The organism is Haloarcula sp. H-hyl2, from assembly GCF_056934385.1.
This window is the reverse complement of record NZ_JBRIIJ010000003.1, coordinates 391,961-405,655: the sequence shown is the minus strand read 5'-3', so window position 1 is coordinate 405,655 and position 13,695 is coordinate 391,961. Positions and strand designations below refer to the sequence as shown.

Genomic DNA, 13,695 nt, shown 5'->3' with positions numbered 1-13,695 from the left:
TATCGTCTGCCGCTCGGGACGGGGCACTGCACGCACCCGCCTGATCGTTCGGTACGGTGTCGGGGCTGGCCGACTCGATTCGCAGTTCCACAGTTTACCAACCACCTATAAATATTCACCGCTGTCAGTCTGCCACGCTGTCACAGGACCGGCGTCAGGGATTGCGTTCGAACTGTGCAGTTTCGAGATTCAACTCGATCAAGTTCGCTGTCTCCATCACCAGCTCCGGCGTCTCTTCGGTGAATCGCTCGTCCTTGAGACGGCCCGCAGGGGCGGTCAGACTCACCGCGCCGAGGATCGATCCGTCGCTGTCCAGGATCGGTGCGCCGACCGCCCGCATCCCACGGACCTCCTCTTCGTCGTTTACCGCGAACCCACGGCTCCGGACGGTTTCGAGTTCCTCACGGAGTGTCTCCTCGTCGGTGATGGTGTTCGAGGTCTGGGCTTCGAGTTCCTGCCCGCGGAGTATCTCGTCGAGTCGATCCGCGCCCGAGTGGGCGAGGATCGCCTTGCCGGCCGCACTGTCGTGAAGATACTGTGGTGTCTCTCGCATCCGGAGATGGTAGTCCATGGCGATCGCGTACTCGCCACGACTCTCGTAGATAGCGACCTCCCGCCCGCCGCTCTCGACGACGAGGTGGGCGTACTCGCCGGTCTCCTTCGCGAGGCTGTCGACCTCCTCCTGCCCGGCGACGTAGAGGTCCATCTCGTTTCTGACGTGTTCGCCCATCGTGATGAACCTGAGACCGAGCCGGAAACCGGATTCGTCCTCGGTCACGAAGCCACATTCCTCCAGTGTCCGCAGGTACGTGTGGACGGTCCCTTTCGTGAGTTCGCTCTGTGTGGCAATCTCGTCCAGCGTCGCGACGTTTTTTTCCTGGATCGTCTCCATGATCTCGCTCGCTCTGAGGACAGACTTGATCATCCGCGACCTCCCTTCAGACGACGGGTTGCCAGCCATACTCCACTAGCGGACACTGATTTAATATAAAAGTTTGCGAAAATCAAACGACCTTCTGCGTTCGATAGTAGAAATCGACCGTAATGGAACGTTTCGACGGCTGCAACTGGCGTTCGAGCGCAGCGGTGGCGCCCCTGGGAAACGTTTGAGAGAATCAAACCCAATCCGCCCGGGATCGATGCTGTCTCTGCAGTACGACCTCGGTTCGGGAGCCGGTCTTTCGTAGGTCGGCTTCGTGCCTGCGTGTCCCTCCAGCAGGCTACATCTTGTAGATACAGGTTGTTTGCATCGCCTGACAGTACCGGTGGAGCAATCTTGTCGTGTAACTCTGGGGCCGACGGACGTGACGATCTTTGCGTGCGGAGCCGCTATACGTTTCAAACACCCGAATTTGTATTTATCAAACACAGGGTTCGTCAGTCATCGATTATGAGTCCGTTCAATGATTGCGACGACAGAAAATAATATACGTACGGATGTTATTTGGCTCCCCGATTCGAGTCACGCCACTGTTCCCCAGCGCATGCCCGCTGAGACTCCTCTAGTTCGTATAACACCTGTACGCCTGTTTCTTGGCGCTAATTCCCCGGAAGCGGTGTTGAGGCGACAATATTGGAGACCGATGTCTCGAACCACTCATTGGAGGGCGAGCACACATACCGCTGTACAGGGATGGACAGACGGTTGGCCGTCTGACAGACGGCTGTATTACGGAGGGGGCGGGCGATTTGAAATATACAAATCCAAGTGGTACTGTGGTGAGTCGGAGCATTCGCCAACTGGTGTCGGAGCTGGCGAATCCAACGTCACTCCTGATTGTGTGATCTGGATAGCGGGTTACTTCAATACCTGTCATAGCTGACTTTTTCTGTATACTCGCGATTCGGTTCTGTTCCAGCGTCGGTGCTGGCGGCCGAACCCATTCGTTGTTGTTTCCGTGCACAGGCCCTCTGAGAACTCGAAACTGCCGATACTGGGAGTTTGTATATATCAAATAGATTGGTGCTGTACGTAGTCCGACATGGACCGATCAACAGGCACGGTCACGTGTATCTATGACTACTGTGCCGCTCTTGACGAAACTCCGAAAGAGAACTGGATCTCGTCATCCAGTTGAGAGTATCGGGTGCACTGAAATCGGTAGAGATTGATCAATGGGGCCGTTCTCAATGCTTTCAACCGCCGTAGGAACCGAGCAAGACGTAGACGAACCCACCGTAGCTGACCAGCAGTGCGATCCCCGCCAACCGGGAGATTCTGGGTCGGACTTCCAGCAGCCCGAGTGAACCGACAGTAAAGCCGAGCAAGAGGGGGAACTCGATCGACTGTGTCGTCGCCGAAACCTCGATCGGCACGATGATCGCAACGATGCCGACCACAGCCAGGACGTTGTAGATATTGCTCCCGATCACGTTTCCGATCGAGAACGCTGCCCCATCCCGGTAGGCACTCACCAGTGACGTGGCCAGTTCCGGCAGCGACGTCCCGACCGCGATGATAGTCAGCCCGATGAACAGATCTCCGAAGCCGAGCGACGAGAGTATGCCACGCCCTCCCAGAATGAGCCCTCTGGAACCGGCGAACAGGAACACACCAGCACCGACGAGTTCCAGCCCGTTTCGCCATGTCGCTGCCCCGTCACTGTCCGGCGACAGTTCTTCCGGAACGACGTCTGTATCGTCCTTGCGCGCGCGGAACAACAGATATACCGTGTAGACCACGAGCAACGAGAGCAGTGCGCCACCATCGACCGCGCCGAGTCGCTGATCGAGCCCCAGCACCACGAGCGCAACGACGGCGGCCAACATGAACGGACCGTGTTTTCTGACGAGCGCCGAGTCGACCGTTGTCGGCGATAACAGTGCCGATGCCCCCAGCACCAGTCCGATGTTGGCGATGTTGGATCCGACGATATTTCCGAGTGCGATCTGATCGGACGCGGTCACGACACCGACCGTGCTGACGATCAACTCCGGCGCAGTCGTCGCGAAGGCAACGATCGTGACCCCGACAGTCGTGGCTCGCATCCCGTAGCCCAGCGCGACAGACGCGGCGCTACTGACGAGTAGCTCAGCACCGAGATACAGGCAGACGACTCCGACCAGAAGCAACACCGTATCCACAGACACGACGAGTGAGAGTACTCCTGGCATCTTCACTCCGATTGGCTGAGCGAGTCGACACGCGCCTGTAGTTCAGCTACCTCGCTCTGCTGGGCGTCGACGAGCTCGCCGATCTGCTCGGTCGAGGCCGCGACGCTATCGGCGTGGTCTCGGGCCGTTTCGGTCAGTGCCAGGACCTCCTGTACGGTTGTCGCCTGCTGGTCGTTGGCATCTGCGACCTCCTGGACGCCCGATGCAGTCTCGTCGACGGCCTCGGCGATTTCGTCGAGTGCAGTGAGGGCCTCGTCGATCTCCGAACCGGCCTGTTGGATCTGCTCGTGGGAATCCTCGACAGCCTCGGTTGCACGCTCGGCCTGCGTCTGGACGTCGGCGACACTTTCGTCGATGGCCTGTGTGTGTTCACGGGTCTCGGACGCCAGTTTCTTGATCTCGTCAGCGACGATACCGAAGCCATCACCGGCCTCTCCGGCACGAGCCGACTCGATCGAGGCGTTCAGTGCGAGCATGTTCGTCTGCTCCGCGACGTCGTCGATAACTTCGAGGACAGTTTCGATGTCCTCGACACTGGTCTCGAGGGCCTGGACCGTCTCGACCAGTTCGGTGCTCGCAGTCAGGACGTTGTCGGTAGCCGTCCGCGCTTGCTGGCCGGCCGTCCGCCCGTCGGCGGCAGCCTGCTGTGCGTCGTCGGCCGAGGCTGCGATCTGATCCGCCCTGGAGGCGAGCTCCTCCATGTTTGCGGAGAACTGTTCCATCTCTTCACCAACGTCGTCGAGGACGGCGTGTTGCTCGCCGACCTGTCTGTTGATCGTTTCGACGGTGTCTTTGGATTCTTCGCCCAGTTCGGCGAGCACGCTCGCCTGTGCATCGACCCGATCGGCGAGCGATTCGAGTTGCTCGGCCATCACGTTCACGTCGTCGACCACCGAGCGGAGCGATTCGTCGACGTGGTCGTCCGGGTCGTCGAACGCCGCTCTGGCACCGAGGTCTCCGTTGGCCATCGCGGTGAACGTGTCACGTAGTTCCTCGACCAGCCCCGAGATGGCTTCGTGACGCCGGACCGCTTCTGTCCGATCCTGGACGGTCTGGAGGACGGCTGCGAGGTCGCCGTCCTTGTAGAGTGGCCGGGCTGAACTCTCGTAGTGACGCCGCTCACCAGCATCGGTCCCCACGACCCGTTCGCGTTCGTAGATCTGGAGATAGTCGTCGGACAGCGTGACTGTCTCGGTCTGATGTGCACCGTCAGGGTTGTCGAGCACGTGCTCGGCTAGTGTCCGCTCCCCATCGGGATACAGCGCCTCCCGGACCGACTGGGCATCGTCGACGGACTCACCAGAGACACCCGACAGTTGTTCGACCCGTTCGTTCCAGGCGATGACGCGTCTGTCTGTATCGAGCATGAACAGCGGCAGACCGATGCCGTTGAGGAGTTTCTCGTCGTCGAAATCGACCGCAGCAGCATCTTTTGCCTGTGATTTCTGGACGTCCGTGCCGCCGTCGGTCATCGGCCGTCGTCTATCATCCCCTCGGTTCGCTGGATCGCCGCCTTTGCCAACAGTACTGTGGATGGCACGGCAACCGTGGCGCACCCACTGGTGGCACTGGGAAATCTGCATGCCATCACCTCTATGATGGTCGATATTAAAACCAACCGGTCACGTGTGGCACGGCATCGCCACAGGGTGTCAGTAGATCGGAAGCAAGTGGCCCTCGACCCGGATCACGACGACACGCTGCCTGCAGAGCGATAGCGCTGCGCTGGACGGTCCCAGCCACGAGGGATGGGGTGTCACAACTCCGCTCTTGGTGACGGCCTACATGGGAAGATTTAACAACCCCCCTTTCGAGGAGTGTGACAGAACCTCGGTGGGCAGCCCACCGGAGGGGTGGAATCCGATGACAAGCACGAACGCATCAGTGCGCCTACTGGCACTCTTCCTCACGACACTGCTGGTGGCCACCACGTTCTCAGGGGTAGCGCTCGGCACAGAAGCCGGAACGACGATGGCAGGTAACCAACCGACAGACAAACAGTACGACGGGTCGCTCGTCATCGTCGGTGGGGGACTGGCACCGGAGAACGAACGCGTCTTCGACGAGATCATCAGACTCGGCGGGGGAGATGGGAACGCGAAGGTCGCTATCGTCCCCGCAGCGAGCGGGACGCCGTCCAGCTCCGCACAGGCGTACAAGCGAGACTTCGAGAAGTACGGCGTGGACGACGACGATGTCTCGATCGTACCACTGGCCGTCGAAGACGACCCAGGCACGGCCACCGTCGACGAGTCACAGTGGGCCGACAACGTGGACAATTCCTCTGTGGTCTCGACGCTCGAAAACGCCGACGTGATCTTCTACACTGGTGGCAGCCAGCTCCGGATCACGGATCTGCTGTACGAGCCCGACGGGTCGAAGACACCCGCCGCGAAGGCCATCGACAGGACCTACAAGAACGGCGGCGTCATCGCGGGTAGCTCCGCCGGCGCGGCCATCATGAGCGACGATATGATCGGTGCCGGGACGAGTTACGGTGCGCTTCGGAACGGCGTCTCCTACACCGACACGTACTTCGACAGTTCGGACAACCGCGTCTTCCTCACTCGCGGCATGGGGTATCTCGACCACGGTATCGTCGACCAGCACTTCCACGAGCGGAGCCGGACCGGCCGGCTCATTCGGGCGATGTGGCACCGCAACAGCAACGAGAACCTCGAACGCCAGGAACTGGCCTACGGGATCGGCGAGAACACTTCGCTGGTCTTCGAGGAGGGGACCCACGTGGCGAAGGTTGTCGGTAACCGTAGTGTCACCGTCATCGACGCATCCAGTGCGAGCGAGGTGTCTTCGAACGGGGACTCGCTGAACGTCACCGGCCTGGAGACACACCTCCTCAGCCACGGCGACAAGTACGACTACAGGAACCGTGACGTCATCCCTGACGGCTACAAGAGCCCGTCGAACGGCTACTACTACGATTACGAGTACGATTACATCGAGGACGTCTTCACGGGTGGCAACAAGACGAAAGACCTGATGGCCCGTGGTGTGGCAGACAACGGTGGTACCGACGCGACGGGTGTCCAGGTGGGCAACGACGTCGCTGCCGGGTCGGGGCGATACGGGGTCTTCCTCAACTACAGCGAGACCGCCGATACCAACGGCTACTACGACAGCGTCCCGAACAACTACGCCGCCGAGAGCGTCACGCTGAACGTCCGACCGTTCACCGAGCCCTACCAGATGCCGCCGAATACGGCGAACGGCTCGACGATGGCGACCGGTGCGCGACTCGCCTCGGGCGATACCGCCATCATCAACGAGATCATCGCCCTCGGTGGCGGGAAACAGGCCGCGAACGTCGTCATCGTGCCGGCCGCCAGTGACGAAGCCAGCAAACGCGGCGGTGAGGTCGAGACGATCCTGGAGAATGCCGGGATCCCTGACTCGAACGTGACCGTCGTCGACTTGGCGACAACGGACGACCCGACGACCAGCGGAGTCGACGAGTCCTCGTGGTCAAACAATGCAGACAGCAGTATCGTGGCCAGTACTGTCCGTGACGGGACTGTCGTCTACTTCACCGGCGGCGAACCAGAACGCCTGCACACTGTCCTGGGCACCGACGACCAGCCCACGACCGTCGGCGCGGCCGTCAGGTCGGCACACGCCGACGGGGCCGTCGTCGTCGCAGAAGGGCAGGCGAGCAGTGCGCTCGGAACGGACGCCGTCACCGGCGGCGAGAGCTACGATGCGATGCGGAACGGTGTCAGTGACGGTGTCCAGGTGACGGACGGGCTGGACTACCAGGACGGTGCGATGTTCGACGCCGCCTTCGAGGTCCAGAGTCGGACCGGCCGTCTCCTCCGTGCTGCCTGGGAGGACAACGCGTCTCAGGGACTCGCACAGCAGACCCACGCGTACGGTATCAGCGAAGGGACGGCTCTCGTCTTCAAGAACGACACCACGAACGCGACGGTCGTCGGCGAATACGGCGTCACGATCATGAACCTCTCCGGGGCGACAGAACACCCGACTCCAGGCGATGCCGACGCGCTGAACCTCACTGACGTCCGCAGTCACTACCTCACAGCCGGTGACACCTACGAGTACGACACTGCGACGGTCACGCCGGCCAGCGGCAAATCGAAGGTCGGGAGCTACTACGGCCCTGGCGGCACTGGCGGCGACGCCGGCTACGACTACACCGGCGCGGTGTTCCAGACGCAATACACCCAGAGCGACCTGATGGCTCGCGGGGTCGTCGACAACACGCGCACGCGGGCAGTAGGTGAACAGTTCGGTGACGGAACCACACCCGGTTCCGGTGTGAACGGTGTCAGACTGACCTACTACGAGGTCTCGAAATCCGCCGGCTACTACGGCAGTCAGTACACTGCCGCCCACACGGCACTCGACGTGAACACCTCGGTCAGGGACCACGCGGACCTGTTCCTGACTGCGAACACGACGACGCCAGCCAACGGCGCTGCGGTCGAGTTCACGGTCACCCGGAACGACACGGGCGATCAAGTGTCCGGAGCCGTCGTCACCTTGGACGACGGGACCGCCAGCACCACAGACTCCTCGGGCCAGGTCGTGCTTACGACGGCGGCTGGCGTGACAGAGGCGAACGTCACAGCCACCGGTAACACGCTGTACTTGCAGAAGGACACGCTGGCACTCGACACCGGTCCGGCACCGACGGTGACGAGACTCTCTGTCCCGTCCTCGGTCGTGTCGGGGACGACCCGCGAGGTGACCGCGTTCGTCCAGAACTCCGACGACATCGACCGCGAGTACACGGCCGCCCTCGCCATCGGTGGGACGGTCGTGGACAGCAAGACGGTGACCGTCCCTGCCAAAGGGACCCAGACTGCCTCCTTCCAGCGACAGTTCGGTGGGTCCGGCACGGAGACAGTCTCGGTCGGACAGGAGTCGACAACTGTCACGATCAGGTCGTCCTCGATCTCGGTGACAGATCTCAATGGCCCTGCGACGGCGGAACGAGGGAGCACCGTCGAGGTCGAGGCGACCTTCGAGAACACCGGGTCCGCAGGAGGTGCCTACAGCGTCTTGCTGGACGTCGGCAGTCGGACTGTCCCTGCGGGGAAGGTCTATGTCCCCGGCGAAACCAACAAGACGGTTTCGTTGAACGTGACCTTCCAGTCGCTCGGCGACCGGACGGTCTCGCTCGGCCCCGAATCGACCACTGTCGAGGTCGTGAAACCGAGCACTCCGACGCCGACGCCAACGCCCACCCCGACTGCGACACCGACGCCAACGCCAACCGCAACGCCCACCCCAACGCCGACCGCGACACCGACGCCGGAACAGCCGTCGTTCGAGGTGGTAGAGCTTGGTATTCCGAAGCAGAACACGCCCGGTAACGGCGGCATCGTCAGGGCCGTCGTCGTCAACAGGGGAGATGCGACTGGTACCTACACGGCCAGACTGCGGATCGACGGCGAGGTCGCCAGGACCAGACAGGTCCGTGTCGAAGCAGGCCACACGAAACTGGTCGTCTTCCAGTGGACCGTCGAGACCGCCGGTACACGGACGGTCTCGGTCGGGAACCTGTCGAAGACGGTCACGATCCGGTCACCGCCGGGACAGCCGCCGGCTGACATCTACCGGAGCGACGACGGCCACGTCACGCCCAGCGAGGCGCTCGACGCCATCGTGAAGTACAACACCGACGAACCGTTGTCCGGCCACGGCCCGCTCTCTGCCGGCGACGTGATGGAGGTCATCGTCGCACTGAATAGCGAGAACTGACCACCACTCGTCCTCATTTTTCGGTGGCGTCGGCCCCTGGTCGACGAGTTGTAGATAGTTTTATCACTGGGGACTGTGAGCACCCGTCATGGGGCTCGAAGAGGAGTCACTGGAGTACCACCGTACAGACCCGCCCGGCAAGATAGAGATCGCGACCACGAAGTCCACGAACACACAGCGGGACCTCTCGCTGGCATATTCGCCCGGTGTTGCCGCACCGTGCCGTGCGATCGACGACGATCCCGCGGCGGCGTTCGATTACACTGCCCGAGGCAACCTCGTTGGTGTCGTCTCCGACGGATCGGCAGTGCTCGGCCTGGGCGACATCGGCGCGAGCGCCTCGAAACCCGTCATGGAGGGCAAGGGCGTCCTGTTCAAACGCTTTGCCGACATCGACGTGTTCGACGTCGAACTCGACGCCGAGGATCCCGATCGGATCGTCGACTCCGTCGCCGCGATGGAACCGACCTTCGGGGGGATCAACCTCGAAGACATCAGAGCGCCGGAGTGTTTCGAGGTGGAAGCCGAGTTGAGCGACCGCCTCGACATCCCCGTGTTCCACGACGACCAGCACGGCACGGCAATCATCTCCGGGGCGGCACTGCTGAACGCTGCGGATATCGCCGACAAGGAGATCGAAGACCTGGAGATCGTCTTCTCCGGCGCCGGTGCCTCCGCCATCGCGACCGCACGGTTCTACGTGTCGCTGGGCGCTCGCCCGGAGAACATCGTCATGTGCGACTCCTCGGGTATCATCACCGAGGACCGCGCCCGCCACGAGCAGTTGAACGAGTACAAGTCGGAGTTCGCTCGGGACATCCCAGAGGGAGACCTGGCGGACGCGATGGCCGGCGCGGACGTCTTCGTCGGTCTCTCGGTGGGGGGCATCGTCGACGAGGGGATGGTCCAGTCGATGGCCAGCGACCCCATTGTCTTCGCCATGGCCAACCCCGACCCCGAGATCGACTACGAGACGGCGAAACAGGCACGTGACGACACGGTCATCATGGCGACCGGGCGTTCGGACTTCCCGAACCAGGTCAACAACGTGCTGGGCTTTCCGTTCATCTTCCGCGGAGCGCTGGACGTCCGTGCCACGGAGATCAACGAAGCGATGAAAGTCGCCGCTGCGGAAGCGCTCGCCTATCTGGCCCGCCAGGACGTCCCGGACGCCGTCGTCAAGGCATACGGGGACCAGCCGTTGCAGTTCGGGCCCGGCTACATCATCCCGAAACCGCTCGACTCGCGGGTCCTGTTCGAGGTCGCGCCGGCCGTCGCCGAGGCGGCACTCGAGACCGGCGTGGCCAGGGAACCCGTCGATCTCGACGACTACGCGGAGACATTGGAGGCACGCCTCGGGAAGTCCCGAGAGATGATGCGCGTCGTGCTCAACAAGGCCAAGAACGACCCCAAACGGCTGGTGCTGGCGGAGGGCCACGACGAGAAGATGATCCGGGCGGCCTCCCAGCTCGTCGAGCAAGGCATCGCCGAACCGGTGCTGGTCGGTCGACAGGAACCGATCCAGCAGACAGTACAGCAGCTCGGACTGGACTTCGAGCCCGAGGTCGTCGATCCCCGAGAGGGTGACTACAGTCACTACGTCGACCGCCTCTACGAACTCCGGCAGCGCAACGGCTACACTCGCAGTGAGATCGCGGAGATCCTCGAACAGGACACGAACTACTTCGCGAGCGTGATGGTCGAGGAGGGTGACGCCGACGCGATGCTGACGGGGCTGACCCACCACTACCCCTCTGCGTTGCGCCCGCCGCTGAAGGTGGTCGGCACCGCCGAGGACACCGACTACGCGGCCGGCGTCTACATGCTGACGTTCAAGAACCGGGTCGTGTTCTGTGCCGACACCACGGTGAACATGGACCCCGACGCCGAGATGCTGGCGGAGATCACCCGCCATACGGCGACCCTCGCCCGCCGGTTCAACGTCGAGCCACGCGCCGCGATGCTCTCGTACTCGAACTTCGGCAGCGTCGAGAACGAGACGACAGCCCAGCCACGGGAGGCCGCAGCGATGCTCCGCGAGGAGCCGTCGGTCTCGTTCCCGGTCGACGGCGAGATGCAGGCCGATACCGCCGTCGTCGAGGATATCCTCCAGGGGACCTACGAGTTCGCCGATCTGGACGCCCCCGCGAACGTCCTCGTGTTCCCGGACCTAGAGTCGGGCAACATCGGCTACAAACTCCTCCAGCGACTCGGCGGTGCCGAGGCCATCGGGCCGATGCTCGTCGGCATGGACAAGCCGGTCCACGTCCTCCAGCGCGGTGACGAAGTCAAGGACATCGTGAATCTCGCGGGTGTCGCGGTCGTGGACGCACAGCAGCGAGACGAAACCTAAGCACGCGAGTTCGGCAGGGTCGTGGCGGCGTGTGCAGTCTCAGTCGTCGTCCGGTGTCTCCTGGGAGGGGCCGCCGGAGAAGACGAACTCGTGTTCGGCTTCGGTGTCGAACCTGTCGAGGATATCGCCCAGCGGGCGGGCATACCGTTTCAGTTTCTGAGCGCGCGTCGTCACCTCCGAGAGTTCGGCGGCCTGCTCCTCCGCGGCGCCGGCCACCGTTTCGGCCTCCGCCATCATCTCCTCGCTCGTGTCCGCGGCGGTTTGGAGCGCCGTCGCGACAGCGCGGAACTCGGTGAGTGCGTCGGCGAGTTCGGGGTCGTCGGTCGAGGCTGCCAGCCCCTCCAGCTGTTCGACCAGCACGTCCAGATCCTTCGAGATCGTTCTGAGTTGCTCTTTCTGCTCGTAGGCGTCGTCCGAGATCCGTTGGATGGATTCGGCGACCTGCTCGGACGCCTCTCCGACGGACTCGGCACTCGTCAGGACGACGGTTCCGGACTCCGCGACCTCGTCGGCGAAACTGTCGAGTTGGCCGACGGTCTTTTCCAGTTCGGCGATCATCTCGTTGAACTCGGTCGCGATACGGTCCATGGACTCGTTCTCGCCGTCGGTCTCCATCCTGTCGGTGAGGTCGCCCGCCGCGGTTGCCTCCATCACGTCCGAGAACTCCTCGGCTTTCTCCTGCAGGTAGTTGTTCATCTCTATGGCCTCGGCACGGGAGACTTCGGCCTCCTTGCGTGCGCGTTCGGCCTCGTCGATCTGTTCCTGCAACGCATCACGCATCGCCGCGAACCCGTCGTACAGACGGCCGATACTGTCGACCCGGGGCGTCTCGACGGTGACATCGAGGTTCCCTTTCTCCATCTTCGCGGTCTTGTCGGTCAGCCGATCGATGGACGACGCGGTATTGTAGCCGAGTGCCGCACCGGCGCCGCCGATGAACAGCACCATGACAGCCGTCCCGATGAGCCCGAGCATCCGGACCTGCTGGATCGTTCCGAAGACGCTGTCGTGAGGTGCGTGGACGAGGACGACCCAGTCGCTGCCGGCGACCGGTGCGTAGCCGACAGTGTACTCGCCGTCGATGACGTCACCCGTCCCTGACATCTTCGTCAGCACTCCGGCCGCGGCGGAGGTGTTCCGGAGGCCGTTCGCGCGGTCGATGGGCGTGGACGCGCCCTCGCTCTGGCTATAGGGGGCGAGTGTCTCCTCACCCACCGGGCCACCGTCCTCGCTCGGTTCGTCGAGGACGACGACGTTCGAACTGTTGACGACCTGTGTGAACCCACCCGCTGCTCGGTCACGTCCCTGCAACGAGTCGGCAACGTCGCTGACGTTGTACTCGATCAGAAGATACCGGTTCAGCGACCCCTCGGCCTTGATGAGGAACCCGACGACTGGACCGGACTCTGTTCGGTAGACGCTGGAGGTAGCGACCTCGCTGACGTGCGTGAACTCTTCGGCGCCCGCCCAGGAGCGAGCGCCGTCCGAGATCGAGGTCCCGCTACTGAGCGACGTGCTGGCGACAACTTCGGTCCCTGTGGCACCTCTGGACACCAGATGGAGGTTCGCGGCATCACCGGACAACTCACCTTTCTGGTTCTGGAGGGCGGCCAGCAGGCCGTCCGTGTTCTCGCCGGACCAGGACCGACTCGACGCGACGAACCGTGCGGAGACGCGTTTCCTGTCCAACCATTCGGCGATGCTCTCGCTGTCCGTCGCCGCGATGCCACGATACTCGTCTGTGACCTGTCTCTCTGTGTACTGCTGGACCTCCATCGTCGCAGCGAGCCCGATGCCACCGACCGAGACAGCCATCACCAGCAGGACCAGTGCGAATTTGAGCGCGAACCGCTGCCGTATCGTGTCGGGCACGACAGCGGCGAACAGCCCTTCCCCGACTCCAGCCCCGTCGGACGGGCCGTCACCGGCACCGCTCATCGGGGCACCTCCCGTCGAGACGTAGACCGATTCCCCCGTGTTCGGCCGCAATACTGTGCCACCCGTTCGTGTCGTCGAGTGTGGTCGTCGGCACGACCGACTCGGACACCGTATAGAGGCCCCTCTGGACCCCACGCTCCTCGGAACGCTGCATAGCGATGGGTATCACGAATCACATAAAAATCAACCGTCTATGACGTGTACTGAAACCACCAAAGGTTTGAAATACCACTTTCTCGGAGTCGTCAACAGCACAGTGATTCAGCCGATCTCTCTATCGTAACACGATCCAACCGCTGAATAGGGGTGATATAGCTCGATAGTGCCGAATGCGTCCGATCGTGTCGGTAATAACGAACCATATCGAACTAGATAACCTGTTTCTAGATTCAAACACGGATATACGTACCCAGAACTACTATATCTATTCCTGAAATATCGTACCAGTGTAATCCCTCGGCACTGTCGGAGACAGTCCGATCGAGCGGTTGCGAACGCAGTTCCGACCTACCCTGCGAGTAACACTATCAGTCACCGACGAGTACTAG

General features: G+C 62.3%; 6 protein-coding genes. 2 read left to right on the top strand and 4 right to left on the bottom strand.

Translation table 11 applies throughout. The features are described from left to right. Positions 1-154: 154 nt before the first annotated feature. The 3 genes from Hhyl2_RS19195 to Hhyl2_RS19185 form a co-directional block, all read right to left on the bottom strand. A complete protein-coding gene (locus Hhyl2_RS19195) occupies positions 155-961 on the bottom strand; it encodes an IclR family transcriptional regulator (protein ID WP_483552403.1) in 807 nt (268 codons plus the stop codon). Between the two features lie 1,175 nt (positions 962-2,136). Beyond that, the gene (locus Hhyl2_RS19190) at positions 2,137-3,114 is read right to left on the bottom strand and encodes a calcium/sodium antiporter (RefSeq protein WP_483552402.1); all 978 of its coding nucleotides are present in this window, start codon (positions 3,112-3,114) and stop codon (positions 2,137-2,139) included. Between the two features lie 2 nt (positions 3,115-3,116). Next, on the bottom strand, positions 3,117-4,586 hold the full coding sequence (locus Hhyl2_RS19185; RefSeq protein WP_483552401.1) for a methyl-accepting chemotaxis protein: 1,470 nt from the start codon (positions 4,584-4,586) through the stop codon (positions 3,117-3,119). A 391-nt stretch (positions 4,587-4,977) separates the two neighbouring features. Between Hhyl2_RS19185 and Hhyl2_RS19180 the strand changes: the two genes are divergently transcribed. Both Hhyl2_RS19180 and Hhyl2_RS19175 read left to right on the top strand, forming a co-directional pair. Continuing rightward, a complete protein-coding gene (locus Hhyl2_RS19180) occupies positions 4,978-8,856 on the top strand; it encodes a cyanophycinase (protein ID WP_483552400.1) in 3,879 nt (1,292 codons plus the stop codon). Positions 8,857-8,944: 88 nt separating this feature from the next. Beyond that, positions 8,945-11,209: an NADP-dependent malic enzyme gene (locus tag Hhyl2_RS19175; RefSeq protein WP_483552399.1), complete on the top strand. Its 2,265-nt coding sequence runs from the start codon at positions 8,945-8,947 to the stop codon at positions 11,207-11,209. A 39-nt stretch (positions 11,210-11,248) separates the two neighbouring features. Here Hhyl2_RS19175 and Hhyl2_RS19170 read toward each other — a convergent pair whose 3' ends face one another. After that, a complete protein-coding gene (locus Hhyl2_RS19170; protein ID WP_483552398.1) occupies positions 11,249-13,147 on the bottom strand; it encodes a HAMP domain-containing protein in 1,899 nt (632 codons plus the stop codon). Positions 13,148-13,695 lie beyond the last annotated feature (548 nt).

Excerpts from the sequence above, each read along its gene's own strand:
- Hhyl2_RS19195 (WP_483552403.1), bottom strand. The coding sequence starts at position 961 with ATGGCTGGCAACCCGTCGTCTGAAGGGAGGTCGCGGATGATCAAGTCT.
- Hhyl2_RS19190 (WP_483552402.1), bottom strand. The coding sequence starts at position 3,114 with ATGCCAGGAGTACTCTCACTCGTCGTGTCTGTGGATACGGTGTTGCTT.
- Hhyl2_RS19185 (WP_483552401.1), bottom strand. The coding sequence starts at position 4,586 with ATGACCGACGGCGGCACGGACGTCCAGAAATCACAGGCAAAAGATGCT.
- Hhyl2_RS19180 (WP_483552400.1), top strand. The coding sequence starts at position 4,978 with ATGACAAGCACGAACGCATCAGTGCGCCTACTGGCACTCTTCCTCACG.
- Hhyl2_RS19175 (WP_483552399.1), top strand. The coding sequence starts at position 8,945 with ATGGGGCTCGAAGAGGAGTCACTGGAGTACCACCGTACAGACCCGCCC.
- Hhyl2_RS19170 (WP_483552398.1), bottom strand. The coding sequence starts at position 13,147 with ATGAGCGGTGCCGGTGACGGCCCGTCCGACGGGGCTGGAGTCGGGGAA.